At 59.2% G+C, this 24581-nt stretch carries 32 protein-coding genes; 13 read left to right on the top strand and 19 right to left on the bottom strand.

Translation table 11 applies throughout. The features are described from left to right. Nucleotides 1-27: 27 nt before the first annotated feature. Entirely contained in the window at nucleotides 28-756 is a 729-nt protein-coding gene (locus RUE5091_RS12015; RefSeq protein ID WP_058282163.1) for a ComF family protein, read from the bottom strand. Between the two features lie 16 nt (nucleotides 757-772). Between RUE5091_RS12015 and RUE5091_RS12010 the strand changes: the two genes are divergently transcribed. Both RUE5091_RS12010 and hemH read left to right on the top strand, forming a co-directional pair. After that, nucleotides 773-1603 (top strand): methyltransferase domain-containing protein, encoded by an 831-nt coding sequence (locus tag RUE5091_RS12010; protein WP_058282162.1) that lies wholly within the window; start codon nucleotides 773-775, stop codon nucleotides 1601-1603. Nucleotides 1604-1660: 57 nt separating this feature from the next. After that, entirely contained in the window at nucleotides 1661-2710 is a 1050-nt protein-coding gene (hemH, locus tag RUE5091_RS12005; protein WP_058282161.1) for a ferrochelatase, read from the top strand. A 91-nt stretch (nucleotides 2711-2801) separates the two neighbouring features. On the opposite strand, the gene RUE5091_RS12000 is transcribed toward hemH, so the two are convergent. Then, on the bottom strand, nucleotides 2802-2984 hold the full coding sequence (locus tag RUE5091_RS12000) for a hypothetical protein (protein ID WP_010442520.1): 183 nt from the start codon (nucleotides 2982-2984) through the stop codon (nucleotides 2802-2804). A 139-nt stretch (nucleotides 2985-3123) separates the two neighbouring features. Then, nucleotides 3124-3723, bottom strand: a complete 600-nt coding sequence (locus tag RUE5091_RS11995; RefSeq protein WP_058282160.1) for a L,D-transpeptidase — start codon at nucleotides 3721-3723, stop codon at nucleotides 3124-3126. 169 nt (nucleotides 3724-3892) lie between these two features. On the opposite strand from RUE5091_RS11995, the gene dalA reads away from it, so the two are divergent. Then, nucleotides 3893-4408: a divisome-associated lipoprotein DalA gene (dalA, locus tag RUE5091_RS11990; protein WP_058282159.1), complete on the top strand. Its 516-nt coding sequence runs from the start codon at nucleotides 3893-3895 to the stop codon at nucleotides 4406-4408. Nucleotides 4409-4475: 67 nt separating this feature from the next. Here the strand turns inward: dalA and RUE5091_RS11985 are convergent, their stop codons facing one another. From RUE5091_RS11985 to RUE5091_RS11955, 7 genes are all read right to left on the bottom strand, one after another. Next, on the bottom strand, nucleotides 4476-4940 hold the full coding sequence (locus tag RUE5091_RS11985; protein ID WP_058282158.1) for a PTS sugar transporter subunit IIA: 465 nt from the start codon (nucleotides 4938-4940) through the stop codon (nucleotides 4476-4478). Nucleotides 4941-5002: 62 nt separating this feature from the next. Continuing rightward, nucleotides 5003-5566 carry a ribosome hibernation-promoting factor, HPF/YfiA family gene (gene hpf, locus RUE5091_RS11980; protein WP_058282157.1) on the bottom strand — a complete coding sequence of 188 codons (564 nt, stop codon included), beginning with the start codon at nucleotides 5564-5566 and terminating at the stop codon, nucleotides 5003-5005. Between the two features lie 252 nt (nucleotides 5567-5818). After that, nucleotides 5819-6577, bottom strand: coding sequence for an LPS export ABC transporter ATP-binding protein (gene lptB / locus RUE5091_RS11975; protein ID WP_058282156.1), 759 nt, complete (start codon nucleotides 6575-6577; stop codon nucleotides 5819-5821). After that, the gene (locus RUE5091_RS11970) at nucleotides 6577-7068 is read right to left on the bottom strand and encodes an LptA/OstA family protein (RefSeq protein WP_082643641.1); all 492 of its coding nucleotides are present in this window, start codon (nucleotides 7066-7068) and stop codon (nucleotides 6577-6579) included. The genes lptB and RUE5091_RS11970 overlap by 1 nt, the downstream gene beginning before the upstream one ends. Nucleotides 7069-7071: 3 nt before the next feature. After that, nucleotides 7072-7653: an LPS export ABC transporter periplasmic protein LptC gene (gene lptC / locus RUE5091_RS11965; protein WP_243470771.1), complete on the bottom strand. Its 582-nt coding sequence runs from the start codon at nucleotides 7651-7653 to the stop codon at nucleotides 7072-7074. A gap of 33 nt (nucleotides 7654-7686) precedes the next feature. Then, nucleotides 7687-8649 carry a KpsF/GutQ family sugar-phosphate isomerase gene (locus tag RUE5091_RS11960; RefSeq protein ID WP_058282154.1) on the bottom strand — a complete coding sequence of 321 codons (963 nt, stop codon included), beginning with the start codon at nucleotides 8647-8649 and terminating at the stop codon, nucleotides 7687-7689. Beyond that, nucleotides 8646-9260 carry a ribonuclease D gene (locus RUE5091_RS11955; protein ID WP_058282153.1) on the bottom strand — a complete coding sequence of 205 codons (615 nt, stop codon included), beginning with the start codon at nucleotides 9258-9260 and terminating at the stop codon, nucleotides 8646-8648. Before RUE5091_RS11955 ends, RUE5091_RS11960 begins: the two co-directional genes overlap by 4 nt. Nucleotides 9261-9446: 186 nt before the next feature. Here RUE5091_RS11955 and RUE5091_RS11950 point away from each other — a divergent pair, with 186 nt between their 5' ends. The 7 genes from RUE5091_RS11950 (at nucleotide 9447) to RUE5091_RS11920 (ending at nucleotide 16248) form a co-directional block, all read left to right on the top strand. Next, nucleotides 9447-10679: an MFS transporter gene (locus tag RUE5091_RS11950; protein ID WP_082643640.1), complete on the top strand. Its 1233-nt coding sequence runs from the start codon at nucleotides 9447-9449 to the stop codon at nucleotides 10677-10679. Nucleotides 10680-10715: 36 nt separating this feature from the next. Then, nucleotides 10716-11144 carry an Lrp/AsnC family transcriptional regulator gene (locus tag RUE5091_RS11945; RefSeq protein ID WP_058282152.1) on the top strand — a complete coding sequence of 143 codons (429 nt, stop codon included), beginning with the start codon at nucleotides 10716-10718 and terminating at the stop codon, nucleotides 11142-11144. A gap of 73 nt (nucleotides 11145-11217) precedes the next feature. Continuing rightward, on the top strand, nucleotides 11218-11913 hold the full coding sequence (locus RUE5091_RS11940) for a transglycosylase SLT domain-containing protein (protein ID WP_058282151.1): 696 nt from the start codon (nucleotides 11218-11220) through the stop codon (nucleotides 11911-11913). 9 nt (nucleotides 11914-11922) lie between these two features. Then, a complete protein-coding gene (gene flhA, locus RUE5091_RS11935) occupies nucleotides 11923-14010 on the top strand; it encodes a flagellar biosynthesis protein FlhA (protein ID WP_058282150.1) in 2088 nt (695 codons plus the stop codon). Next, nucleotides 14007-14780: a flagellar biosynthetic protein FliR gene (locus RUE5091_RS11930; RefSeq protein ID WP_058282149.1), complete on the top strand. Its 774-nt coding sequence runs from the start codon at nucleotides 14007-14009 to the stop codon at nucleotides 14778-14780. The genes flhA and RUE5091_RS11930 overlap by 4 nt, the downstream gene beginning before the upstream one ends. Beyond that, nucleotides 14777-15865, top strand: coding sequence for a flagellar type III secretion system protein FlhB (gene flhB, locus RUE5091_RS11925; protein ID WP_058282148.1), 1089 nt, complete (start codon nucleotides 14777-14779; stop codon nucleotides 15863-15865). The genes RUE5091_RS11930 and flhB overlap by 4 nt, the downstream gene beginning before the upstream one ends. Continuing rightward, on the top strand, nucleotides 15862-16248 hold the full coding sequence (locus RUE5091_RS11920; protein ID WP_058282147.1) for a hypothetical protein: 387 nt from the start codon (nucleotides 15862-15864) through the stop codon (nucleotides 16246-16248). Before flhB ends, RUE5091_RS11920 begins: the two co-directional genes overlap by 4 nt. A 22-nt stretch (nucleotides 16249-16270) precedes the next feature. Here RUE5091_RS11920 and RUE5091_RS11915 read toward each other — a convergent pair whose 3' ends face one another. Genes RUE5091_RS11915 through RUE5091_RS11875 form a run of 9 tightly spaced genes read right to left on the bottom strand, consistent with a single transcriptional unit; the run spans nucleotide 16271 to nucleotide 20828 of the window. Then, complete coding sequence (locus tag RUE5091_RS11915; protein WP_058282146.1) at nucleotides 16271-16786, bottom strand: hypothetical protein; 516 nt, start codon at nucleotides 16784-16786, stop codon at nucleotides 16271-16273. A gap of 12 nt (nucleotides 16787-16798) precedes the next feature. Then, nucleotides 16799-17530 (bottom strand): flagellar basal body L-ring protein FlgH, encoded by a 732-nt coding sequence (gene flgH / locus RUE5091_RS11910; RefSeq protein ID WP_058282317.1) that lies wholly within the window; start codon nucleotides 17528-17530, stop codon nucleotides 16799-16801. Beyond that, the gene (gene flgA / locus RUE5091_RS11905) at nucleotides 17530-17946 is read right to left on the bottom strand and encodes a flagellar basal body P-ring formation chaperone FlgA (RefSeq protein ID WP_058282145.1); all 417 of its coding nucleotides are present in this window, start codon (nucleotides 17944-17946) and stop codon (nucleotides 17530-17532) included. The genes flgH and flgA overlap by 1 nt, the downstream gene beginning before the upstream one ends. After that, the gene (gene flgG / locus RUE5091_RS11900) at nucleotides 17946-18731 is read right to left on the bottom strand and encodes a flagellar basal-body rod protein FlgG (RefSeq protein ID WP_058282144.1); all 786 of its coding nucleotides are present in this window, start codon (nucleotides 18729-18731) and stop codon (nucleotides 17946-17948) included. Before flgG ends, flgA begins: the two co-directional genes overlap by 1 nt. Before the next feature lie 22 nt (nucleotides 18732-18753). Beyond that, a complete protein-coding gene (locus tag RUE5091_RS11895; protein WP_058282143.1) occupies nucleotides 18754-19464 on the bottom strand; it encodes a flagellar hook-basal body complex protein in 711 nt (236 codons plus the stop codon). Continuing rightward, complete coding sequence (locus RUE5091_RS11890; RefSeq protein WP_058282142.1) at nucleotides 19464-19736, bottom strand: flagellar biosynthetic protein FliQ; 273 nt, start codon at nucleotides 19734-19736, stop codon at nucleotides 19464-19466. Before RUE5091_RS11890 ends, RUE5091_RS11895 begins: the two co-directional genes overlap by 1 nt. A gap of 4 nt (nucleotides 19737-19740) precedes the next feature. Further along, nucleotides 19741-20031 carry a flagellar hook-basal body complex protein FliE gene (gene fliE / locus RUE5091_RS11885; protein WP_058282141.1) on the bottom strand — a complete coding sequence of 97 codons (291 nt, stop codon included), beginning with the start codon at nucleotides 20029-20031 and terminating at the stop codon, nucleotides 19741-19743. 11 nt (nucleotides 20032-20042) lie between these two features. Beyond that, nucleotides 20043-20429 (bottom strand): flagellar basal body rod protein FlgC, encoded by a 387-nt coding sequence (gene flgC, locus RUE5091_RS11880; protein ID WP_058282140.1) that lies wholly within the window; start codon nucleotides 20427-20429, stop codon nucleotides 20043-20045. Nucleotides 20430-20441: 12 nt separating this feature from the next. Next, nucleotides 20442-20828, bottom strand: coding sequence for a FlgB family protein (locus RUE5091_RS11875; protein WP_058282316.1), 387 nt, complete (start codon nucleotides 20826-20828; stop codon nucleotides 20442-20444). A gap of 105 nt (nucleotides 20829-20933) precedes the next feature. On the opposite strand from RUE5091_RS11875, the gene RUE5091_RS11870 reads away from it, so the two are divergent. From RUE5091_RS11870 to RUE5091_RS11860, 3 genes are all read left to right on the top strand, one after another. Continuing rightward, a complete protein-coding gene (locus RUE5091_RS11870) occupies nucleotides 20934-22253 on the top strand; it encodes a FliI/YscN family ATPase (RefSeq protein ID WP_058282315.1) in 1320 nt (439 codons plus the stop codon). An 86-nt stretch (nucleotides 22254-22339) separates the two neighbouring features. Further along, the gene (locus tag RUE5091_RS11865; protein ID WP_058282314.1) at nucleotides 22340-23176 is read left to right on the top strand and encodes a flagellar motor protein MotB; all 837 of its coding nucleotides are present in this window, start codon (nucleotides 22340-22342) and stop codon (nucleotides 23174-23176) included. A 98-nt stretch (nucleotides 23177-23274) separates the two neighbouring features. Further along, the gene (locus tag RUE5091_RS11860) at nucleotides 23275-24570 is read left to right on the top strand and encodes a flagellar hook protein FlgE (RefSeq protein ID WP_207383733.1); all 1296 of its coding nucleotides are present in this window, start codon (nucleotides 23275-23277) and stop codon (nucleotides 24568-24570) included. The last annotated feature ends 11 nt before the right edge of the window (nucleotides 24571-24581 follow it).

The raw sequence follows: 24581 nt of genomic DNA, 5'->3' as shown, positions 1-24581 counted from the left end.
TTCGGGTTTCGCACAATCTTGTGCGAATTAGGCATCCTTGGCAACGCGCGCCAGAGCCAACACGAAAATATGATTTGCCCCCGCGGCAACGCAGACACGTGCGCAGGCAGCCAGCGTCGCCCCCGAGGTCATGACGTCATCAACAAACAGCACATCTCGCCCCTGCATCTGCCGCAGTCGCTTGGGATGAGCCACAATCGCACCCGACAGCGTATCAGCCCGCTCGTCAGCAGTTTTGCCATCCAGCACAGGTGTCCGTACCCGCCGCACTAGCAAGTCCGGGCAGACATCCAACCCGGTCTGCCGCCCCAGATGCTGCGCCAGCAAAGCCGACTGGTTGTAACGTCGCTTGAGCAACCGTGACCAATGCAACGGCACGGGTGCAATCAGCATGTTGTCCCGCAACAAATCCCGCCCGGCCTGTTCCATCCACCGGGCCGCTGGCTTTGCCAGTTCCGGCCTGTCGCCGTGTTTTAAGGCCAAAATCAGCGCGCGCGCCTTGCCATCGTAAAGCAGCGCAGCCCGCCCATCCTGCCACGGACGGGGCGTTTTCATGCAGTCATCGCATTCAGTCCGATAGCCGTCCGCTTGACCCGGCAAAGGCACACCGCAGCTTTCACACACCACACCGCCAATGAAGGGCGTGTCACGCCAACATGCGCCACAAAGGCCGAAATCCGCTTCGGTGAGCTCACCACACCCCAAACAGCGCGGTGGATAAATCAGCTCGACAGCGGTTTGAATCCGCTGCCACATGCGGTACTTCCGCCCTATGAAACTGCCTGAGTCCAATGCACCCTCTCTGTTCGACCGCCCGGCCCTGATCCGGCATCGCGACCGCGCTCGGGACGACGCACTGTTTTTACATCACGCCGCCGTGGATGAGGTGCAGGATCGGCTCACCATGGTTAACAAAACCTTTACGGATCCAGCGATTGTGGCGCCGTTTGCGCATATCTGGCACGACGTGCTGCCGGGGGCACAGATCGTTGCAGATGACGAAGTTCTGGCCCTCACACCTGACGCGCATGATCTGGTGATTCACGCCATGGCGCTGCATTGGGCCAATGACCCTGTGGGGCAGCTGATCCAGTGTCACCGCGCCCTGCGGTCAGATGGCTTGCTGCTGGTGGTCTGTCTGGGCGGTGAAACTCTGCACGAGCTGCGCGCCGCCCTTGGGCAGGCTGAGATTGAGATCTCCGGCGGCCTCAGCCCGCGCATCGCACCAATGGCTGAACTGCGCGATCTGGGCGGGTTGCTGCAGCGCGCGGGGCTTGCGCTGCCGGTTGCCGACACTGCCCGCCTGACAGCGGAATATCGCGACCTAACCCACCTGATGCATGACCTGCGCGCGATGGGAGAGACCAACAGCCTGTCCGGGCGCATGAAATACCCCACAAAACGGCAGGTCTTTGCCCGGGCACAGCAGATTTACGCCGACCATTTCCAGACCCCCGCAGGTCGACTGTCAGCCACTTTTGAGCTGATTTGCCTGACCGGTTGGTCGCCCGACGACAGTCAGCAGAAACCCCTGCGCCCAGGGTCGGCTCAGACGCGTCTGGCCGAGGCATTGGGGACAAAAGAAGGCAAACTGTCCAATTGACGACCGGGGAAATCCGGTTATCTCAGCCCGGTACAGAGAAATCTCAGGAAGCTCGAAATGTTTGATGCCACCCGCCCCGATCATGCCCCCACGGACCATCCCAAGGTCAAAATGGGCCGCGTCGGCATCCTGTTGGCCAATCTTGGCACACCGGACGACTACAGCTATTGGCCGATGCGTCGGTATCTGAACGAATTTCTGTCGGACCAACGCGTGATCGACTATCCCAAATGGAAATGGCAGCCGATCCTGCAGGGCATCATCCTGACCAAACGCCCGTTCAGTTCAGGCGAGGCGTACAAGTCGATCTGGAATCACGACAAGGGCGAAAGCCCGCTGATGACGATCACCAAGGATCAGACGGCCAAACTGCGCGATGCGATGCAGGCGCGCTACGGCGATCAGGTCATGGTCGATTTCTGCATGCGCTACGGCAACCCGTCGACCAAATCGAAAGTGCGCGAGATGGTGGCGGCAGGCTGCGATCGTATCCTGTTCTTCCCGCTTTATCCGCAATATGCGGGCGCGACGACGGCCACGGCCAATGATCAGTTCTTCCGCGCACTGATCGATGAAGCGCGGCAACCCGCGACTCGCACCGTGCCGGCCTATTTCGACGAACCCACTTACATCGACGCTTTGGCCAAATCAGTAGAACAGGCCTACGCGGCGATGGAGATCGAGCCGGATATTCTGGTCTGCTCTTATCACGGCATGCCGGAACGGTATTTGCAGCAGGGCGATCCATACCACTGCCAATGCGCAAAAACGACTCGGCTGCTGAAGGAACGGCTGGGTTGGTCGAACGATCAGCTTGTCTCGACCTTCCAGTCGCGATTCGGGCCCGAGGAGTGGCTGAAACCTTATACGGTCGACCATGTGGCCGAGCTGGCGCGGCAGGGAAAGAAGAACATCGCCGTCATCGCACCGGCGTTTTCCGCCGATTGCATCGAAACGCTGGAAGAGATCAACGAAGAGATAAAAGAAAGCTTCGAAGAGGCGGGTGGCGAGACCTTTACCTATATCCCCTGCCTGAACGAAGATGATTCGCATATTGCAGCATTGGGCAAGGTGATCGAAGACAATCTGAAGGGCTGGCTGGACTAACACCGGCCCTGTTAGTCAGGGCCTTTCAATCAGGCATGAAAAAAGGCGGTGGAGAGATCCACCGCCTTTTCTCTAGATGACGCTTGTCAAATTAGCTTGCTGCAACAGCTGCGGCAACTACGACCAGCAGGATCAGCGGCAGGATGATGCCCTGCGACGAACCTTGAGTTTCCTCTACAACAACCGGTGCTTCAACAACCGGCTCTTCCAGGTTACCGGCATAAGCGGTCGAAGCAGCAGCAGTCAGTGCAGCGGCGAGAACGAGTTTCTTCATATTAACCTCCAGAATTTGCACGGTTCCGAATAGTGAAACCGCACACCCAAGACTTACCTCGTAGTTTTTTCTAATCAGCTATCCGACTGGAATGCAATTGCAACTTGCGCCGCAAGCGGGTTCGTGCGCGAAAATGTCGTCAAATTAGCAACACTTGCGTGCCAACCTTCGCCATTGAAAACAATTCCGCGATGTCCTCGTTGAACAGGCCGATGCAACCATTTGACGAACGGCGGCCAATTTTGCGCGTATCATGCGTTCCGTGGATACGGTAGTATTTCCAACTTAGATACAAAGCGTGTGTTCCCAAGGGGTTATCGGGGCCCGGCGGGATATAGTCCGGCCACTCGGGGTTACGCTTTTTCATCGAAGGTGTCGGTGACCAACTTGGTCCCTCGACCTTGCGGATCACACTAGTGCGGCCACGGCGGGTCAGCTCCTCGGTTAGGGGCACCGATGAGGGGTAAAGTTTGTACACCCGCTGGTCGTCGGACCAGTAATGCAACGCGCGCGAGACGGTATCGACCAGTATGGCCCCGTTATTCGTGTTCGAAAAATAGGGCTGCCAGTCCAATGCGCGGAAGCCCGAGATATTTCGACGCACGTCGGGTTCCGCTTCGGGCGCGGGGCGCAGCGGGTCGCCGGGAATGTATTGCGCAATCGCGGGTGAGGCCAGCAGGGCTGACGCTCCGGCCAGGAATCCGCGACGGGAAGTTATATGAATGTGTTTCTTGACCATGAGGGGCGGTCCTTTACTAAGGCCAGTCTGAAAATCTGTCGCATTCTATTGCCAGAATGCTTCAGTCGCAAATCAAACCGGCAGAATCACGCAGAACAAGGCTATTGTGCGTTTGCCCAAGACCCTCTGTCACGCTATGCCGTAAGCTGACACAATCATCAGGTCGATCATGACGCGTATTATTTCATTACTATTTGCCTGCTTTATTGCGCTGGCCGCATGTACACCCAGCAGCTCCCCGACATATGGATCGGATGGTCGGCCGCTGCCGACAGTCTACAAAATCCGGGGCAATCCCGAAAAGCTGCAGTTCCGTATGCTTGATTCGGTCAACGCGCTGCGTCAGGCGCAAGGTCTGCAAGCCGTGCAGCTGAATTCGCAACTCAACGCCGCTGCGGCCACACATGCCAAAGACATGGCACGGCAAAACCGCCCTTGGCACTTTGGATCGGACGGATCATCGCCAATCGACCGGGCGCAACGCGTGGGCTATTTCGGCACGTTCCTGGGCGAAGCGATCTCTGAGACCTATGAGACCGAGACTGAAACGCTGGCCGCCTGGATGCAGGAACCCGGGCCGCGCTCGGTGATTCTGGACCCCAAAGCGACGCAGATGGGCTTTGCCTGGCATCAGGAAGGTGGCGGTAAAATCTGGTGGACGCTGGAAATGGGCGCAGGCGGGTAACCGCAGCCATATCTAAAAACAAAAAAGCCCTCGGAAAACCGAGGGCTTTTTTCGTATCCTTAAACGCTTAAGCCGCTTGCATCGACTGCGCTTCGGTTAGAATGGCATAGAGCTTGACCGGATCCGGATTGGCCCTCAGCTTCGCGCAGACCGAAGTGTCACGCAGAGTGCGCGACACCAGCGCCAGCGCTTTCAGGTGGTCCACACCGGCCTCTTCGGGGGCAAACAAAGCAAAGGCTATATCGACTGGCTGACGGTCAACCGATCCAAAATCAATCGGCTTTTCCAGCATAACGAACACACCAGACACGCTTTCCAGCTCGGCCATCCGGGCATGCGGCAGGGCCACGCCATGGCCGACACCGGTCGGCCCTAGGCTTTCCCGTTCCAGCAGCCCGTCGACAACGATCTGGGCATCCAGACCCAGTGCTGCCTCGGATACATCCGCGATTTCCTGAAACAGCCGCTTCTTGCTGGAAGCGGCGGACAGTACGCGGACTGCTTCGGGCTTTAATATGCTCGAAAGCTCCATGATCACGCTCCACGGCAACGCTCCCGCTATCTGCAGGGGTCTGCCTTTGCTATTCTTGCCTGTTACGGATCGATCCACCCAATGTTCCCGTCATCCCGACGGTACACGACGTTCAATCCGTCCTTGTTTTCATTCCGGAACACCAACACCGGGGCGCCGGCCAGCTCCATCTGCATAACGGCTTCACCCACACTCAGCGATGGGATCTTGGTTTCCATCTCAGCCACGATCATCGGCTGCAGAGAATCGGGTTCTGTCGCCGTGTCAGATTCGTCAGAGGCGAGGATATAAGACGACGCCCCAAAGAGTTCAACAGGCTCGGACCGATCCTTGTGATGGTCCTTCAAACGCCGCTTATACCGGCGCAGCTGTGTTTCCATCTTGTCGCAGCAACCTTCGAACGCTGCATAGATTTCGGTCGCATGAGCCTTGGCCTGCGCCGTCAGACCCGTGGAAAGATGCACGGTGGTTTCGCATACATATTCATGCGCTGAACGGGAAAAGACGACGTTGGCATCTGTCGGACGCTGGGCATATTTGCCCACAACCTCGCCCAGTTCGGTCTGCACGTGAGTTTGCAGCGCCGCGCCGATGTCAATCTGTTTTCCGCTGATTTGGTAACGCATGTGATCTCCTTCACAATTCACACCCATTCTTACGTCACATTACGCGACGCACGTGTTTTTATCGGGTGGGGGATAGAGGCATATCCTGCAGTAGCCGCGCCGCTTGCCCTTCCAGGAAGGGGCATCGTGATCCAGACGGAAACCGAAGAAATGCCATGACCCAATTGAGGCAAGAGACGACGGAAGAGTCAATCAAAACAGACGTGTATATACGTGATTTCCGCCATGCAGTCGGCGCATTCCTGCGCAAGCTCATGATATCCGGAAATTTTCGCCCAGATAGACACGGCGAACGTTTTCATTTTCGACCACTTCGTCCGGGGTGCCGGACATCAGAACCTGACCGTCATGCAGGATATAAGCACGATCCACAATTTCCAGCGTTTCCCGCACGTTATGGTCGGTGATCAGAACGCCGATGCCACGCTTTTTCAGGTCAGCGACCAGATGACGGATATCGCCCACGCTGATCGGATCGACACCCGCAAAAGGCTCATCCAGAAGCAGATATTTCGGATCGGCAGCAAGACAGCGGGCAATCTCGACCCGGCGACGTTCACCGCCCGACAGGGCAAGTGCGGGTGCCCGGCGCAGGTGTTCGATCGAAAAATCTGAAAGCAACTCTTCCAGCCGCTCTTTGCGGCGATGGGCATGGCGGACTGTGATATCCAGCACCGAGGCAATGTTGTCCTCGACGCTCATGCCGCGAAAAATCGACATCTCTTGCGGCAGATAGCCAATGCCCAGACGCGCGCGGCGGTACATCGGCAGGGTCGTCACGGTCTGCCCGTCGATTGTGACCGTGCCCGCCTCGGGGAAGACCAGCCCGGCAACCGAATAGAACGTGGTGGTCTTGCCAGACCCGTTCGGACCCAGCAGCGCCACAACCTCGGACCGGTCAAGCGTCATCGACACATCCCGGATCACCGTCTTCTTACGATAGGATTTCCGCAGCTTTTCGATCCTGAGACCGGATTGCCCCTCGGCCACGGTCAGCTCAGGCCGCGCCATCAGTTGTTGCCCTGCTGCAGGATTGTTTTGACATTGCCGGTCACGGTGGCCGTACCAGAGGTCAGGTCGGCATTCATCTGATCGCCGCTGATGGTGCTGGGGCCCTGCGTCAGCAGCACATTGCCCTTCATAACGATTACGCCTGAATCGATGGTGTATTCGGCCCAGTCGCCCTCGGCCGCGTCGGGCGGGCTGACCAGAACCACATCCTCGGTCGCTTCCATCCGCTCGATGCCGGAACGATCCTCATTGTAGATGACCAGCACACGTTCGGCGGTCAGGCGCATTTCGCCCTGAATGACGATCACATTGCCCAGAAACTCAGCCGAGCCGTTTTCCTGATTGACGTTGAGGGTTTCCGAGGTGACCTCGACCGGCAGCAAAGGGTCGGCCTTGACCGCGCCAAACGCAACCTGCGCCTCCTGCGCTGTCGCAGAAAAAGCACCGAATGTCAGTACAAGGCAAAGTGGGACAAATCGAAAATCGAACACAGGTTATCTTTCTGCTTTTTCAGGCTCGTATATCAGCTTCACGCCGTCTGTAAAAATAATATGGACTTGTCCGTCCTTTTTTTCCGTTCCAAAGGTCATGCCGCCCGCAGTTATGTTGCCAATAATCCCCGTGCCACGGACCTGACCCGGCGCATCACCGCGTATTTCATCCAACGCAGTGTTCAGCAGATCGGTAGTGATTTCGGTGCCATCCGTCGAGGTGATGACAACATCACCGACAAAGGTTGCGGTATTCTTGTCGGGACGGATCATGCCAGAATTGGAATCCAGCGTGATGACGCCTCCACCTGACAGACCCAAACGACCCCGAAACTCGGCCGCTGTCGGGGTAGAGGCCTCGGTGCCCTGCGTGGCCCGGGTCGCCTGGATTTGAACGTCTTCGCCCTTGCGCGTGGTGCCACGGTAATTCGGTTGCGTCACCACCTGATCGGCCAGCCGTTCGTCGATATCCTGTTGGGAAAAGGGCACGGATACATTGGTTTCGATGCTGCGCGACAGCAAAAACATGGTGGACAGCATCAGGATAGCCACCAACGGCAGCACTACCTTGAAAAACTGAACCATGCGTGAGTGTCCGTCCACCGCTTAGCCCTCTATCTAGCCCAGGCCGACGCGCAGGCAGTCGTGGATGTGCAGCAGCCCCTCGGCCTGACCCTGTCCTTCCGGGTCGACCACGAACAGTGAGGTGATCTTGCGATCATTCATGATCGCAACGGCCTCTTCCGCCATGGCGTTCGGAGCGATGGTCAGGGGGTTACTAGTCATTACCTCTTCGGTGGTTCTGTTTAACAACCCTTCCATGTTCCGGCGTAAGTCACCATCCGTAACGATGCCCATCAGGCGACCCGCCTCGTCGGTCACGCCGACGACGCCAAAGCTTTTCTGGCTCATGACCAGCAATGCCTCGCTCATCGGGGTTCCAACGGTCACAACGGGCAGATCGGCATGCATCAGATCGCGCACGGTAGACAGCTGCGCGCCCAGCTTGCCACCGGGATGGAAGGCGCGGAAATCTTCAGGCTTGAAATCGCGGTATTTCATCAGCGCAATCGCCAGCGCATCGCCCATCGCAAGTGTCAGTGTGGTCGAGATCGAGGGCACCATGCCGAAACCGCAGGCCTCACCCAACGACGGGATCAACAGATGCACATCTGCCTGCTTCATCAGCGTGCTTTCCGGCTTGCTGGACAGGCCAATCAGCGGAATGCCAAAGCGGCGGGTAAAAGCCAGCAGGTTCACCAGTTCCGGTGCCTCGCCCGAATTGGAAATCGCCACAACCACATCGCCTTTGGAGACCATACCCAAATCACCATGGCTGGCCTCGGCCGGGTGCACGAAATAGGCAGGCGTGCCTGTACTGGCCAGCGTCGCGGCGATCTTGTGGCCGATATGGCCGGATTTACCGATGCCGCTGATGATGATGCGGCCCGGGGCCTGCAGAATCATCTGCACAGCTTCGGCAAATTGATCATCCAGACTGTCGGCCAGCACGTCCAGCGCGCGGGCCTCGTCGATGACGACCTGTTTGGCGGTTTTCAGAAAGGACTCGTTATCGGTCATGAGTGCGCAAAAATATCCGTTTCGGGCCAGCCTGCGAGGTCAAGTTTCGCACGCATGGGCAGGAAGTCAAAACAAGCCTGCGCCATCTCGGTGCGGCCTTCGCGGGCCAGCCGCCCGTCCAGTGCATCGCGCAGCCGGTGCAGGTACAGAACATCCGAGGCGGCGTATTCCAGCTGCGCTTCGGTCAGGGTTCCAGCACCCCAGTCGCTCATCTGCTGCTGCTTCGAAATATCGACGCCGATCAGCTCCTGACACAGGTTTTTCAGCCCATGACGGTCCGTATAAGTGCGCACCAGACGGCTGGCGATCTTGGTGCAATAGACCGGCGCGGCCAGTGCTCCAAAGGTGTGGTACATCGCGGCAATGTCAAACCGGCCAAAGTGGAACAGCTTGAGTACATTGGGGTTTTCCAGCATGGTGCACAGATTCGGCGCCTGGGTCTGGCCCTTTTCAACCTGCACGATATGGCTGTTGCCGTCACCGACCGACATCTGGATCACGCACAGGCGGTCACGATGCGGGTTCAGCCCCATAGTTTCGCAATCAATGGCCACTACAGGGCCCAGGTCCAACCCGTCCGGCAGGTCGTTTTTATAAAGATGGTTCGCCACGGGGTCTTCCTTTATGCGATATCGCCCCCGAGATAGGAGGTTTGGCCCGTAAACTCAACGCCATCAATAGAATGCGTCAAAGATGCGCGGATTTCTTGACCCTGAACGCTTTGACAGGAAAATGGATCATGACGCACCGCACGAGCTCCGGGGCGGCGTCAATTGATCAAAAGGTCCGAACCGCCGATGCTGAGTGTCCTGCGAAACCGAACCTATCGCCATTTGCTGGGGGCTCAGGTCGTCGCTCTGACCGGCACCGGCTTGGCGACGGTGGCGCTGGGGTTACTGGCCTACGATCTGGCCCAGGACGCGGCTGGGCTGGTGCTGGGTACCGCGCTGACGATCAAGATGGTGGCCTATGTGGTCATCGCCCCGCTTGCGGCAGCCTTTGCAGAACGGCTCGACCGTCGGCGGATGCTGGTAGCACTGGATCTGGTGCGCGCAGCGGTGGCCGTCTGCCTGCCCTTCGTGACCGAGGTCTGGCAGATTTACGTGCTGATCTTTGTCCTGCAATCCGCCTCAGCCGGGTTTACCCCAGCGTTTCAGGCCACCATTCCCGACGTTCTGACCGACGAGCAGGATTACACCAAGGCCTTGTCCCTGTCGCGGCTCGCCTATGATCTTGAAAGCCTGCTCAGCCCCGCTCTGGCCGCCGCGCTCTTACTGATCGTCAGTTTCGACAGCCTGTTTTGGGGCACCAGTCTGGGATTCATCGCCTCGGCACTGTTGGTGGTCTCGGTCGCCCTACCCTCACCCAAACCGACCGCGCGCCGCAGAATTTATGACCGGACGACGCGCGGGATTCGCCTGTATCTGCAAACCCCTCGCCTGCGCGGGTTGCTTGCGCTCAGCTGGACCGCGGCGGCACTCAGCGCGATGGTTATCGTCAATACCGTTGTTATCGTGCGGTCCGATCTGGGCCTGTCCGAAAGCGCTGTGGCCATTGCACTTGCCGGGTTTGGCGGCGGCTCGATGCTCGCCGCATTCGTCCTGCCCAGACTATTGGTTCGGTTCAGGGACCGCACCGTCATGCTGACCGGGGCCACATTCGGAACTTTGGCCATGTGTCTCTCGGCTGGCCTGTTCGCGATCACGCAGGTCCCTCTGAGCGGTCTCGCCATCCTTTGGGCCTGTATCGGGTTCGGATATTCCGCCACGCTGACGCCTTCGGGCCGGTTGTTGACCCGCTCGGTCCGCCCCGAAGACCGACCGGCCATGTTCGCGGCCCAGTTCACCCTGTCCCACGCATGCTGGCTGGTGCTGTATCCGCTGACCGGCTGGATCATGACCACAACCAGTACCGCGACCACGCTGGGTTGGATGACCCTGATCGCCGCCCCCGGGGTGGTGACAGCCCTCATGATCTGGCCGCACCCGAGTCGGAAAGACGTTTCAAAAGAACATGCTGACACATCTTGAGCCCCCCTACCCCCGTGCATTACACCTTGGTGCATCATGGATCAGCTAGACCGTCGCATCATCGCCGCCCTGCAGCACAACGCCCGCGAGTCGACCTCGAAGATCGCCGCGAAACTGGGCGTGGCCCGGACCACCGTGCATGAACGCATCAATCGAATGGAAGAGCGTGGCGTGATCGCCGGATATTCGGTGGTACTGAACAGTCCCGAAGACGCCCCGCGCGTGCAGGTGGTCGTGCTGCTGGAAGTGCAGCAAAAGGAAACCAAGCGCATCATCAATCGGCTTGAGGCTTACCCCGAGGTCAAACTCTGCCTGTCGATCAATGGTGAGTTTGACCTGCTGCTGTCGGCCGAGGCCCCAAGGATCGAGGATCTGGATATTCTGGTCGATGATCTGGCCAAGATCCCCGGCGTGCTGCGCACCAATACCAGTGTTGTCTTCGGTCGCCGGATCGATCGCATCTGAGCGGTTGATAACTCTCTGTAAACCGTAGCAGGGATAGCTTGGCCGGGACTGATCAGAATCCCGGACCGGCAGAATGCCCCATCGTATTATCTTTGGCCTGAGTTTGCTTGTGCTTTTTACGGCGCAACAGGGCTTTGCCATGCCCGATGCCCGCGTGGCGGCAATTTGCGACGCTGCCGCGCGCCGTGCCGCCCAATCCGAAGGCGTTCCTCTGGACGTTATGCGCGCAATTTCGCGGGTGGAAACCGGGCGTGCTCGGGACGGGCGGCTGGAGCCCTGGCCGTGGACCATCAACGTTGAAGGCCAGGGATATTGGTTCACCTCCGAGTTTGAGGCGAAATCTTACGTCTTCAACATTTTCAAGGCTGGCAAGCGTAGCTTTGATATCGGCTGTTTTCAGATAAATTACCGCTGGCACGGCAAGGCATTCCGGTCCATCGACGCCATGTTCGACCCGGAGGAAAACGCCACTTATGCCGCCCGTTTCCTGAATGAACTGTATGCCGAGCTTGGATCGTGGCCCGCCGCCGTTGGGGGCTATCATTCCCGCACGCCTTCGCTCGCCAATGCCTATTCGGGCCGGTTTCAAACCGTACTGGCGCAATTGGATCAAACCCTGCCCGACGCCCCCGAACCAGTCACGCGCGATCCGTTCACAACCGCCGCAACCCCTCTGATTCCGGTCAACCTGCCGCAACCAGGCAGCGGTGCGCTGGGATCACTGGTTCCGCCTTCGGGCACTGCCACGGCCTTTATCTCGTTCAATTAGGAGGCACGCGTGCCCAAGATCGACGCCCGTTCCCTGTTTTCTCCGACCGTGCTGCTGGCGGTGGCGCTGATGACGGTCATCGTGATGATGATCCTGCCGATGCCCGCATGGGTGCTGGATGTCGGGCTGGCGGCCTCGTTCGCGCTGGCGATCCTGATCTTTACTCTGACCTTGTTTATCGAACGGCCGCTGGATTTTTCGTCCTTCCCGACGATCCTGCTGGCCTCGCTGATGCTGCGGCTGTCGCTGAACGTGTCCTCGACCAAGTTGATCATCGGCCAGGGTCATACCGGCCCAAACGCGGCCGGGGACGTAATCGAAGGGTTCGCCGATTTCGTCATGGGCGGCAGCATCTTTCTGGGGTTGGTGGTGTTCGGAGTGCTGCTGATCGTGAACTTCATGGTCATCACCAAGGGCGCCGCCCGTATGGCCGAGGTCGGCGCGCGTTTCGCTTTGGACGGCATGCCCGGCAAGCAGCTGGCCATCGACAGCGACATGTCCGCGGGGGCCATCGACCACCAACAGGCCAAGGAACGCCGCGAGCGCGAGCAGCAGGAGACGACGTTCTTCGGCTCACTCGATGGAGCGTCGAAATTCGTCAAAGGCGATGCCGTTGCCGGGCTGCTGATCACCCTACTGAACCTTGTTATGGGCCTGATCATGGGCGTGATCGTGCATGGCATGCCGATCTCATCCGCGTTTGAGACCTATGCCATCCTGACCGTAGGCGACGGGCTGGTATCGCAAATTCCGGCTGTGATCATTTCAATCGCGTCTGCTCTGTTGCTGGCGCGCGGCGGCACGCAGGGCGCGACCGACAACGCAATCTTCTCGCAGCTGGGCCGACATCCGGCGGCGCTGGGAACGGTTGCCATGCTGATGGTGCTGTTTGCGCTGGTGCCGGGCCTGCCGTTCCTGCCCTTCATTCTGGGGGCGGGTGTGCTGGGTTATTCGGCCTTCAACGTCCATCGTAAACAAAAGGCCGAAGAAGATGAGGCGCTGACCCCAGCGCCTCAGGACGACACGCCGGTGTCGCAGGCCATTGGTGACATTCTGGATTTGGACGATGTGCATCTGGAATTTGCACCCGATCTGGTCAGCATGGTCCTGAACCCCGGCACCGGGCTGGACGCGCGCATCGCCAATATGCGGACCTATGTGGCCTCCAGCTTCGGTCTGATCCTACCTGATATCCGCCTGACCGACCGCGCCGATCTGCCCATGGGCACCTATGTGGTCAAGGTCCAGGGCGTCGAACAGGCACGCGGTGTGTTGAACCCCGATCTGGTTCTGGCGCTGGTACAGGATGACCGCGACATGCTGCCCGAGGGTAGTGACGTGACCGAGCCCGTCTATGGCGCGCCCGCCCGCTGGATTCTGCCCAAGGATCAAGAGGCCGCTGCGCTTAGCGGGGCCACCATCGTTTCCCCGCCCGAGATTCTGGCCACTCATCTGCTTGAGATCATCAAACAGAACTTCTCACGCCTGCTAACGCTGAAATCCCTCCGCCGCCTTTTGTCCGAGATGACACGGCTCAGCGATCCGGTCCGGGCCGAGGCCAACCGCAAGCTGCTGGACGAGTTGATCCCCGACAAGGTGCCAATCGACACGCTGCACGCGGTGCTTCGGCTGTTGCTGGACGAAAGGGTCTCGATCCGCAACATGGCACTGATCCTGGAAAGCGTGGCCGAGGCGCGCCTGACCACGACTCAGCCCGAGGGCATTTGCGAACTGGTCCGACAGCGGTTGGGTTTCCAGCTGGTGGCCGAGATGAAGCGCGAAGACGGTTCGATCCCGCTGATCCAGCTGTCCCCGGAATGGGAAGATACCTTCGCCACTTACCAGATCGACGCGCCGGCATCCGGGCTGGACGTGGCGCTGCCACCAAACCTGTTCAACAAGCTGGCCGATGGCGTGGTCGATAGCGTGGCGCAATCCGCCGATCACGGGCTGTTTCCGGCAGTGGTCACCTCGACCCGGCGGCGCCGATTGCTGCGCACCATCATGCACGCGCGCGGCATTGCCAACCCGGTGTTGTCCTTCGAGGAAATCGGGCTCGAGGCGCGGCCCTCGCTGGTAGGAACGGTGCCCGCGTGATCGCGCTGCCGCCCGAGCTTTTGCCTCAACTGGGCGAGGGTCTGTGGCATCTCTTTGCCGTCTTTCTGCGTGTCTCGGCCATGGTGTCGCTGCTGCCCGCCTTTGGCGAGCGTAGCATCCCGACCCGTGTCAAATTCGGCATCGCGGCGGCCTTTACTCTGATTGTGACGCCCGCGATAGCCGCACCTGTGGCTCCGCCCGGCCTGCTGCCAACGGCTGGATTAGTTCTAACCGAAGTGCTGATCGGGATGGCCTTGGGACTGGCCCTGCGGCTGTTTGTTCTAGCCTTGCAATCGGCAGGCTCGATTGCAGCCCAGGCAACATCATTGTCGCAGATTCTGGGCCCGTCGGCGGCCGACCCTGTGCCCGCGATGGGATACCTTCTGACGCTGGCTGGGCTGACACTGGCTGTGCTGTTGGGCTTGCACATCCGCGTCGCTCAATTCCTGATCCACAGCTACACGCTGTTTCCGATGGGCGCGCCGCCGCTGACCCCGGACCTGTCCCAATGGGGGGTACAGCAAATCGCGCGCAGCTTTGCATTGGCTTTTGCGTTGGCGATGCCCTTCGTCATCGCTTCGTTGATCTACAACCTTGCGCTTGGTGTCATCAACCGGGCGATGCCGCAACTGATGGTGGCGTTTGTCGGTGCCCCCGCTATCACATTCGCAGGCCTGTTCCTGCTGTTCGCGGGCACACCCCTGATCCTATCAGTCTGGTCCGACGCCCTGTTCGCCTTCATGCTGAACCCGCTTGAGGACCCAAGATGAGCGGATCCGACGACGACAGTGACAAGTCATACGAGCCGACGCCGCAAAAGCTCCAGAAAGCGCGCGAAAAGGGTGAGGTTGCCAAGTCCAATGACCTGTCAGTGGTTGCTGCTTACACCGGATTTCTCATCGCGCTGTTCGCGGCCGGACAATTCGGCGTGCAGCATATGGGAAGCCTGTTTGTCGTGCTGATCGACCAGGCTGATGAGATCGCGCCCTTGCTGACCGATGGGCCAGCCGTCAGCCCAGTTGGTGGGATGGTGAAAGCGGCGCTGCTGTCGGTCACGATTCTGTTCGCCCTTCCCGCCGCAGCGGTTCTGCTCAGCCTGATCGCCCAACGTGCGCTGATCTTCGCGCCCAGTAAGCTGAAACCTAAATTGTCGCGCATCTCGATCATCTCGAACGCCAAGAACAAGTTCGGACGTGGCGGCCTTTTCGAATTCGCCAAGAGTTTTGTGAAACTCGTGATCTACGGCACCTGCCTGACATTGTTCCTGAGATCCAACCTCAACGAGATTCTGTCCGCCAGCGCCGCACCGGCATGGTCGTCGGTAATGCTGATGATGAATTTTCTGTTTCGCTTCCTGTTCATCGTCATTGCCGTGGCGCTGGCCATCGGGGTGGTGGACTATCTGTGGCAATATGCCGAACACATGCGCAAGAACAGGATGTCCCGCAAGGAAATTCAGGACGAAACCAAAGACGCCGAGGGCGATCCGCATGTCAAACAACAACGCCGTCAACGGGCGCAGGACATCGCCACGAACCAAATGATGTCGGACGTACCCTCGGCAGATGTGGTGATCGTCAACCCGACCCACTACGCAGTGGCCTTGAAATGGGCCAGAACGGCAGGCTCGGCTCCGGTTTGTGTGGCCAAAGGCGTGGATGAGGTGGCTGCAGCAATTCGGTCACGCGCCGTGGAAGCTGCTGTTCCTATCCATTCCGACCCACCCACCGCCCGTGCCCTGCATGCCGCCGTCGAGATTGGGCAGGAAATCGCGGAAGAGCACTATCGCCCCGTCGCTGCCGCCATTCGGTTCGCCGAAGCGATGCGTAAAAAGGCAAAGGGACAGATCAGATGAAACATGCGGGACTGTCAGACCTGAAAAAAATCACCGAGGCCGTGTTTCAGAAAGAATACAATGCCCTGCGCCCCCTGCTCGAGACTGAAGCGCACGTGCAGCAGCAATTGGCACGGCTAGACGCACAGGTCCTGCAATCACGACACGACAGCGCCTCGGCCGAGGGGTATTGCGTCACCGGCACTGACGTATTGTGGAGTGGTTGGGAATCGGCCACGCGCCGCCAGCTGAATATGGAACTGGCCCGGATTCGGGCACAAAAACTGTCTGCAATGGATGCGTTGCGTGCAGCCTTTGGCCGCAAGCAGGCCGTCACCAACCTTTCGGCGGCCCAGAAAGAGGCACACAAACGCGCCCAGCGAAAGAAAACATCATCTTTTTGAACCGGGCACCGAGCCGTCGAGATCAGACATCCTGACGGTTGACGCTCATGATCAGAACCTGGAACACATCATCACCCAGATTCTTGCGCGCCGTCTCAAGCAACGCTTTGCGCAGCACGCTCATGTTGTCCGACTCCGTAAACGCGCCGTCAAAACCACCGGTATTGGCGTGATCGAACATGACCTGCAAAAACCCGTCGCGCAGTTTGGGTTCAAGCGCATAAAAGGCCTCGGTCATGCCGGGAGTGATTTCAAGGCTCAGGGACATGGTGACCAGTGCTGCGATACGGTCCGCATCGACGACTGGCACCACGAACTGCTTGGTCAGTTTGAGGTATTCATAGTCGCTTTGCGCGTCTTTTTTCCCAACCTTGTCCTTTTTCTTGGTGGATTTCTCTTTGGGTTTTTCCACCTTGGCCTTGGTTTTATCCTGTCTTGCGACCACTTTCGGTTCACCAGATGGTGGCAACACAACTCCGGCACCGATACCGGCCCCCAGGCCGATCAATAAAAACAAGGCGGGTAGCAGTTTCTTCATCACATCTGCTCCTTAATACGGCAGCACGGTATCCAGGATCTGCTGGCCATAGCGCGGCTGTTGCACATCGGTGATCTGTCCGCGTCCGCCATAGGACACACGGGCCGAAGCGATTTTGTCATAGGTGATCTCATTTTTGCGCGAGATATCCTGCGGGCGGACATAGCCCGTCACCAAAAGCTCACGCAGTTCGAAATTGACGCGCAATTCCTGCGATCCCGAAATCGACAGCACCCCGTTTGGCAGCACGTCAATCACTGTCGCGGCCACACGCAATGTCAGCTTTTCCTTGCGCTTTACAGACCCCTCACCTGTGCTTGCCGAGGCGGAATCGATCTCGACAGCATCCGCCAATGATGCACCTTCAGGAAGATGTTCTGCAGCGCGCTGCGGCAGGCCAAACAAGCCAACGATCCCAAGGCTTTCCGATGCAGAACGCGAGCGTTCGGTGTCATTGGAAAACTCAGCCTTTTCGTCCAACTCGATGGCAACCGTCAGGATATCGCCCTTCTTGATCGCCCTCTGATCGCCCAGCAACGAGTGCTGCTCCCCGCTCCAAAGTGAAGATCTGTCAACATTGCGCTGCGGCTGCGTGTGCAACGGCAATCCCGGCCACAGCATGGCGACATGCTCCGGGGAATCTTCGTTCGGCGTAAAGCTTGGCGGTTTGCCCAGATGATCCAAGCGCCCGCAGGCTGACACCGCCAGAACGGCAAGCAAGACGGATTTCGAAAGTCGCAGCATCATTTTACCTCGATTTGGCCGTCGGGCCGGATAAGGCCCGTCACGGTGGTACGGGAGGACAGATTCATGACCCGGATACGATCCCCAGCGGCCCCACGGCCCAGCGCGCGGCCTTCTGCCGTGATCGACAGCGGCGTGCGGTCAAAAATCAGGACAACCAGATCGTTGCGATCCACCAAGGCCGGTGGACCCACATCGCCTTCGCGGATCGGGCGTCCGGGATACAACGCGATGCGGGCCTCTTGCCCGATCAGAAACTCAGGGGTGGTTATCGCGCCAGGCACCTGTTGGGATTTGAGCTCCAGATCTGTCGCCGAGATGATTTCCTTGGCCCGAATGGTGCGGGTCGGCACGACAATATCTGCCAGCACCGAGGCTGGCAGCAAAAGCGCCATTGTCAGGATCAGAAACCGCATCACCGCACCTGTGTGGTTGCGCCCATCATCTGGTCGACGGCGGAAATGACTTTGGCGTTCATCTCATACCCCCGCTGCGCCTCGATCAGTTCGGTCACTTCGCGCACCGCGTCGACCGAGCTGTCCTCAAGGTATCCTTGCCGCAATGTGCCCAGCCCATCCTCGCCCGGTGTGCCGACCACGGGTGCGCCGGAAGCCTCGGTTTCCTTGAACAGGTTGCTGCCAATCGCCTCGAGCCCCTTGGCGTTCGAGAAACTAGCCAGCGTCAACTCACCCAACAACTGCCCGTCCGCCGTGTCATCGAAATAGGCGTAAACCTCGCCCGCAGCGTTGATCGAAATCGACCGGGCATCGTCGGGAATGGTGATCTCGGGCGCGACGGCAAATCCGTCCGAGGTGACGATCAACCCTTCGGCAGATCGTTTCAGGCTGCCATCGCGGGTATAGCCGGACTGACCATTGGCCAGTGTTACCTCAAGATAGCCGCGACCTTCGATGGCGACATCCAGATCGTTACCGGTGGCCGACAACCCGCCCTGTGCCAACTGCACCGTGACAGCGGCCGGACGCACACCCAGACCCAACTGAATACCGGTGGGCAGGACCGTGCCGTCATTGGCGTTCACCGTCCCGGCCCGCGCCATCTGTTGATAGTGCAGGTCCGCAAATTCGGCCCGGCGCGCGTTGTAGCCGGTGGTGTTGGTGTTCGCCAGATTGTTCGAGATGGTCTCGACCCGCATCTGCTGCGCCGTCATGCCCGTTGCCGCGATTTTCAATGCTCGCATGTCAAAATCTCCTTTTCACAAGTCAACGCATCAGCGCTTTGAGCGCGCCGCGCAGACGTTCATCTTCGGTTTCCAGAAAGCTTTGGCCCAGCTCATAGGCGCGCTGGATTTCCACCAGCCGGGTCACCTGCTCGACCGCATTGACGTTGGACCCCTCGAGGAAACGATGCAGCAGCACCGGGTTTTCGACCAGATCAATCTCACCCTCGGCGCGAAACTGCGTGCTGCCCTCGCGCACCAGCGTTTTGGAGTCGGCGACGCGGTAAACGCCGATCTGCCCCAGTAGCTGCCCTTCGATACTCAGCGTGCCATCGCTGCCTACGTCGATCGACGCAGCATCGGGCGGGATGAAAACAGGGGCACCGTTGCTGTCCAGTACGCGGTGGCCGTCCATCGTGACCAAATCACCCTCAGCACTGGGTGAGAACGCCCCGGCCCGAGTCAGCCGGTTGCCGGATGGCGTTTCGACCATGAAAAACCCATCACCTTCGATAGCAAAATCAAACTGGCCGCCGGTTTCGGTCAAAAGGCCCTGCTGCAAGGAGGTATTGCGCGCCTCGGCCCGTGCCATGGACAGGGACGGGTTGCCCGGCAAGTCGCGGACAAACTCGGAAAACACCAGACCCTGCGCGCGGTATCCGGTGGTGTTGGCATTGGCGATATTATTCGCCACCATCCGCATTTCATTCACCAGGCCCGATTGGCGGGACAAGGTGGTATAGGCAGTATCCATCAGCGACCTCCGGCGATAAGTGGGATGAGAGTTGTGGTGAAAAAGGTCACCAGCGTCTGCGTCATGAACCCCATCGAGATCCAGAACACGATGACGATGGCGATCAGCTTGGGCACGAAGGTCAGCGTCATTTCCTGCACCGAGGTCAGCGCCTGAAACAGACCCACGATCAGGCCCGATACAAGCGCCACCGCCAGGATCGGAACCGATGTGATGACCGCGACCCACAGCGCCTGGCGCACGATGTCATAAAAGAGACCTTCGCTGAGCATCTGATCAGACCGGCATCCGCAGAATTTCCTGATAGGCCTCAACCACCTTGTTGCGCACGATCACTGCCGTTTCTACGGCCAGCTCGGTCTGTGCCAGCGCCTGCACCAATGCGTGCGGATCGGCTTGCCCGGTCATGGCGGCTTCGGACATTTGCTCGGAATGTTTCAGCGTTGCAGCAAAGTCCTGAAACGTACTGCGCAGCCCTTGTGCCATTCCGGCGTGATCAGGATCGGCCTGCGTGGCCGGGCGGGCCACGGCATAGTTCTGTGCTGCGGTCAGGGATCGGATATCCATTCTGGTGTCCTTTATTTTCTGAGAAGTTCCATCAGGCTCGACGACATCTGGCGTGACTGGTCGAACATTTTAAGATTGGCTTCGTAGCTGCGCTGCGCCTCGCGCGCGTCAGCGATCTCGATCATCAGATCGACATTCGAACCGCGATAGTGGCCGGTATCATCCGCCATCGGGTGACCGGGGTCATAGATGCGCGACCCGTCGCGACGATCCAGCTTGACCCGACCTGCCTGCACCACCTCTTGCCCGTTTTTTTGCACCGTCTCGAACGGCACGGATTTTCGGCGATAACCCGGCGTATCGGCGTTCGAGATATTCTCGGACACATGCCGCAGCCGCGCTGATTGAGCACGCAGGGCATTGGTCGAGGCGGCAAGGGAATGGGAAAAATCGCTCATGTCTCGCGCTCCTTATGACCGGCCAATGCTGCTGCGCAGAATGTTCATCGAGGATTTGTAGATGGTCAGCGCGCGGTCATGCTGGCGCTTGACCTCGACCGCTTTGAACATCTCTTCCTCTAGGGACACACCGTTGCCGTTGGGATCGCCCGAGGGCGCGACCTCATACTCTGCCCAAGGCTGCGGGCCGGTGGCACCGTTCAGGTGCCCCGCGCGGGTGGCGGTCATCGAAACCTGACGGTCTGATTTTTCGAATGCTTTTTGGAAGGTCTCGATATCGAGGGGCTGGTAGCCGGGCGTATCCGCATTGGCCATGTTGCGCGCAATCACCGCCTGCCGTTGCCCGGCATGGGTTGCCATTGCGTACGCGGTCTTAAAGACGTTCAGGTCATAGAACATCGGGGCTTCTCCCTCGATCAATTTCAATCAAGGCTTAACCCCGATTCCTTTAGAAAGCGTTGTCAGAAACCCGTTGGAGAACCCACGATGTCCGATCTCGACCCGATGCTTCTGAAATGTGAATTTGATCGCCTGTCCGCCGTGCGCCATATGGGCCGCGTTGCGGGCGTGGCGCGCGGAGTCATTGAAATACAAGGGCTTGAGGGACAAGCGCGAATTGGCGACCACCTGACCCTGCGGCGACGCAATGGCCCGGATCTGCCGGGCGAGGTGCTGCATGTCGAGGCTGACGGGATTCACATGATGCCAACAGCCGCACCGGATGGGGTGTGCATGGGCGACCGGGTGATTCTAGATCAGACGCCCGCTTTCGCACCCGGCATGCACTGGCTGGGGCGCGTGGTTGACCCGTTTGGGAAACCTCTGGACGGGAAACCTCTGCTGTCGGGCGCGCAGGAACAAGACATTATGCGTGCCCCGCCTCCGGCTGTAGCGCGCAAACCGCTGGGAGCGCGAATGGAGACAGGGCTGGCCATGCTCAACACCATGCTGCCTGTGGTTCAGGGCCAGCGCATCGGTCTGTTTGCCGGATCAGGCGTGGGCAAATCCACGCTGCTGGCAACGCTGGCAAAATCGATGCAGGCGGATGCCGTCGTCGTGGCGCTGGTCGGTGAACGCGGGCGTGAGGTGAACGAGTTTGTCGAACAGGCGCTGGGGGCCGAGGGGATGAAACGTTCGGTCGTTGTGGCCGCGACCTCGGATCAATCGGCGCTGGCCCGCAGGCGTTGCGCCTGGTCAGCAATGTCGGTGGCCGAGTACCTGCGCGATCAGGGGCTGAACGTTCTGTTTCTGGTCGATTCGGTGACGCGTTTTGCCGAGGCACATCGCGAAATTGCCGTTGCGATGGGCGAAGCACCTTCATTGCGAGGATTTCCCCCTTCGGTCACGCCGCTGATTGCCGGGCTGTGCGAACGCGCTGGCCCCGGCACGGCGGACCAAGGCGATATCACCGCCGTTTTCAGCGTTCTGGTTGCGGGGTCGGATATGGATGAACCGGTGGCCGACATCCTGCGCGGAGTTCTGGACGGGCATATCGTGCTGAACCGCGACATTGCCGAGCGCGGGCGGTTCCCGGCCATAAACCTCAGCCGTTCGGTGTCGCGCAGCCTGCCCGGAGCGGCGTCAGAGGACGAAAACCAAATGATCGCGGAAACCCGCAAACTGGTCGGCAGCTATGAACAGTCCGAAGTGATGATCAAAGCCGGGCTTTATGCCGAGGGCGCGGATCCGCTGCTGGATCAGGCCGTGCGCGTGCATGAGGAACTGGATGCCTTCTTTGGCAAAGCTGAACCGGATGGAATCAAAAACAGTTTCAACCGCCTGCAACTGATCCTGCGGCGGGCCAACGCCAACTTGCCGCGCTAGCGAAATCCGGACAGTTTTAAGTGTTAAGCCCACCTTAAGACCTGCCCGGCTACGCCTATAGTCGGGTGAAAAAAAAGGTGGTGGAGATGGGTGCGCAATCCAATGCGGCGCCAATCATCATCAAGAAGAAACGTGTGTCAGGTGGCGATGGTCACCACGGCGGCGCGTGGAAAGTCGCATATGCCGACTTTGTCACGGCCATGATGGCGTTCTTCATGTTGATGTGGCTGCTGAATGCAACGACTGAGAAACAACGCAAAGGGCTGGCAGATTACTTCTCGCCGACGATTCCGGTGAACCCGGTCTCGGGCGGGGGCGATGGAGCCTTTGGCGGCAACAACATGTTTTCCGAAGTGACCATGGTGATGGACGGCTCGGGCGCCACCAAACGGCACCCTACGATTGCGCGGCAAGCACGTGGGTCGATCGGAGTGAATCCCGATGGCGGTAAGGAAATGTCCGAGGATTTCTCGACACTCGAAGCGCAGCTTCTGGGGCATACCGGGGAAAGCATGGTGTCGGACAAGGTGCTCAAACACATCGTCACGCGCGTCACCGACGAAGGTCTGGTGGTCGAACTGTTCGATACCGAAGATCAGCTGCTGTTCGAATCGGGGACGGATGAACCGACGCCAATGATGCGGGCGCTGGCGCTGCTGGTGACGCGATCTTCGGATCTGGTAACGAATGCAGTGTCGGTCGAGGGACATGTCAGCGCCTCGCCCGTGGTTCTAGCACAAGACCCGTCCTGGGATGTGTCGACCTCACGCGCGCAAGTGGTGCGTCAATTGCTTGAGGATAAGGGGTTTGCGGGTTCTCGGCTGGATCGCGTGACCGGTCATGGTGATCGGGAATTAGCCGATGAAAACCCGATGGCTGTGCGCAACAACAGGATCGAGATCATCTTTCTGCGCGACACCTGAAGCCACAAGTTTAGGCCGCATTTTACCTGTTAGCGCGCTGTTAAGGGGCAGTGCGCTAGCTGTTGCATCAACGATTGACGCAACAGAAGGGCGTGCCAATGACGATTTCCTCCTCGCTGAATGCCGGTGTGGCTTCTTTGAAGGCCAACGCCAACCGGTTGGCCACCATTTCAGACAACATCGCCAACTCGTCGACCTTCGGCTACAAGCGGGTCGAGACGGATTTTCATTCCATGGTCACCTCGGGTCTGGGCGGTAGCTACTCGGCAGGCGGGGTCAGAACCACCAGCCAGCGTCTGATTGACCAACGCGGGTCGCTGGTGACGACCAACAATTCAACCGATCTGGCAGTACGCGGCCGGGGCATGCTGCCGGTGCGCCCAAGCTCGCAAATCGCGGGCGGTTCGAATGAGATGCAACTGACCACGACCGGATCGTTCCGCACCAATGAGGAAGGGTATCTGGTCACCGAGTCCGGTCTGGTTCTGTTGGGCTGGCGCGCCAATCCGGACGGTTCGATCCCGGCGGTACCGCGCGACACCCCGGCGGCGCTGGAGCCCGTGCAGCTTAGCGTCAATCAGCTGTCCGGCGCGCCAACCACGCAGATGAACCTGCGCATGAACCTGCCCGCAACAGCCACCGAAGCCGGATCGCCGGGTGATACGCAGCCTCTTTCAGTCGAATATTTCGACAACCTGGGCAAATCCGAAAGCGTGGATATCGAGCTTGTGCCAACTGTTCCCGGGGCCGGCACCAGCAATGAATGGACCATGGTGCTGCGCGATTCAGCTTCGGGCGGGGCTGTGATCGGGGAATACACGCTGACCTTCACCGACAGCCGTACTGCGGGCGGCACGCTGGCCAGCGTCGCCACCGTCTCGGGCGGGGCCTATGATCCGGCAACCGGCAGCCTTGTGGTCAACGTCGCAGGTGGCCCGATGGAGATTAATATCGGTCAGATCGGCGACGCGGACGGTATCACGCAGTTGTCTGACACCTTCGCGCCCGTTTCGATCACGCGCGACGGGTCGGCCGTGGGCACGATGACCAGCGTTCAGGTTGATGAAAACGGCTATGTCTATGCGTTCTATGACACCGGGGTCAGCCGCCGTATGTTCCAGATCCCTCTGGCGGACGTGCCCAACCCCAATGGGCTTACCGCGCTGGACAGCCAGACCTATTCGCCATCGCGGGATAGCGGCACATACTTTCTTTGGAACGCTGGGGAGGGTCCAACCGGTGAGCTTGTGTCCTTCGCGCGTGAGGAATCGACCACCGATATCGCGACCGAGTTGACCTCCTTGATCCAGACCCAACGCGCCTATTCCTCGGCCGCGACGGTGATTCAAACCGTTGATGAGATGCTGCAGGAAACCACCAATATCAAACGCTGATTTGAGTTTTG

This window comes from Ruegeria denitrificans, from assembly GCF_001458295.1.
GTDB classification, from domain to species: Bacteria; Pseudomonadota; Alphaproteobacteria; order Rhodobacterales; family Rhodobacteraceae; genus Ruegeria; species Ruegeria denitrificans.
Note: the sequence above shows the minus strand (reverse complement) of the source record. Positions and strands in the feature narration are given on the sequence as shown.

Coding starts and splice junctions, on each gene's coding strand:
- RUE5091_RS12015 (WP_058282163.1), bottom strand. CDS start 756: ATGTGGCAGCGGATTCAAACCGCTGTCGAGCTGATTTATCCACCGCGC.
- RUE5091_RS12010 (WP_058282162.1), top strand. CDS start 773: ATGAAACTGCCTGAGTCCAATGCACCCTCTCTGTTCGACCGCCCGGCC.
- hemH (WP_058282161.1), top strand. CDS start 1,661: ATGTTTGATGCCACCCGCCCCGATCATGCCCCCACGGACCATCCCAAG.
- RUE5091_RS12000 (WP_010442520.1), bottom strand. CDS start 2,984: ATGAAGAAACTCGTTCTCGCCGCTGCACTGACTGCTGCTGCTTCGACC.
- RUE5091_RS11995 (WP_058282160.1), bottom strand. CDS start 3,723: ATGGTCAAGAAACACATTCATATAACTTCCCGTCGCGGATTCCTGGCC.
- dalA (WP_058282159.1), top strand. CDS start 3,893: ATGACGCGTATTATTTCATTACTATTTGCCTGCTTTATTGCGCTGGCC.
- RUE5091_RS11985 (WP_058282158.1), bottom strand. CDS start 4,940: ATGGAGCTTTCGAGCATATTAAAGCCCGAAGCAGTCCGCGTACTGTCC.
- hpf (WP_058282157.1), bottom strand. CDS start 5,566: ATGCGTTACCAAATCAGCGGAAAACAGATTGACATCGGCGCGGCGCTG.
- lptB (WP_058282156.1), bottom strand. CDS start 6,577: ATGGCGCGGCCTGAGCTGACCGTGGCCGAGGGGCAATCCGGTCTCAGG.
- lptC (WP_243470771.1), bottom strand. CDS start 7,653: ATGGTTCAGTTTTTCAAGGTAGTGCTGCCGTTGGTGGCTATCCTGATG.
- RUE5091_RS11960 (WP_058282154.1), bottom strand. CDS start 8,649: ATGACCGATAACGAGTCCTTTCTGAAAACCGCCAAACAGGTCGTCATC.
- RUE5091_RS11950 (WP_082643640.1), top strand. CDS start 9,447: ATGCTGAGTGTCCTGCGAAACCGAACCTATCGCCATTTGCTGGGGGCT.
- RUE5091_RS11945 (WP_058282152.1), top strand. CDS start 10,716: ATGGATCAGCTAGACCGTCGCATCATCGCCGCCCTGCAGCACAACGCC.
- RUE5091_RS11940 (WP_058282151.1), top strand. CDS start 11,218: ATGCCCCATCGTATTATCTTTGGCCTGAGTTTGCTTGTGCTTTTTACG.
- flhB (WP_058282148.1), top strand. CDS start 14,777: ATGAGCGGATCCGACGACGACAGTGACAAGTCATACGAGCCGACGCCG.
- RUE5091_RS11920 (WP_058282147.1), top strand. CDS start 15,862: ATGAAACATGCGGGACTGTCAGACCTGAAAAAAATCACCGAGGCCGTG.
- RUE5091_RS11915 (WP_058282146.1), bottom strand. CDS start 16,786: ATGAAGAAACTGCTACCCGCCTTGTTTTTATTGATCGGCCTGGGGGCC.
- flgH (WP_058282317.1), bottom strand. CDS start 17,530: ATGCTGCGACTTTCGAAATCCGTCTTGCTTGCCGTTCTGGCGGTGTCA.
- flgA (WP_058282145.1), bottom strand. CDS start 17,946: ATGCGGTTTCTGATCCTGACAATGGCGCTTTTGCTGCCAGCCTCGGTG.
- flgG (WP_058282144.1), bottom strand. CDS start 18,731: ATGCGAGCATTGAAAATCGCGGCAACGGGCATGACGGCGCAGCAGATG.
- RUE5091_RS11895 (WP_058282143.1), bottom strand. CDS start 19,464: ATGGATACTGCCTATACCACCTTGTCCCGCCAATCGGGCCTGGTGAAT.
- RUE5091_RS11890 (WP_058282142.1), bottom strand. CDS start 19,736: ATGCTCAGCGAAGGTCTCTTTTATGACATCGTGCGCCAGGCGCTGTGG.
- fliE (WP_058282141.1), bottom strand. CDS start 20,031: ATGGATATCCGATCCCTGACCGCAGCACAGAACTATGCCGTGGCCCGC.
- flgC (WP_058282140.1), bottom strand. CDS start 20,429: ATGAGCGATTTTTCCCATTCCCTTGCCGCCTCGACCAATGCCCTGCGT.
- RUE5091_RS11875 (WP_058282316.1), bottom strand. CDS start 20,828: ATGTTCTATGACCTGAACGTCTTTAAGACCGCGTACGCAATGGCAACC.
- RUE5091_RS11870 (WP_058282315.1), top strand. CDS start 20,934: ATGCTTCTGAAATGTGAATTTGATCGCCTGTCCGCCGTGCGCCATATG.
- RUE5091_RS11865 (WP_058282314.1), top strand. CDS start 22,340: ATGGGTGCGCAATCCAATGCGGCGCCAATCATCATCAAGAAGAAACGT.
- RUE5091_RS11860 (WP_207383733.1), top strand. CDS start 23,275: ATGACGATTTCCTCCTCGCTGAATGCCGGTGTGGCTTCTTTGAAGGCC.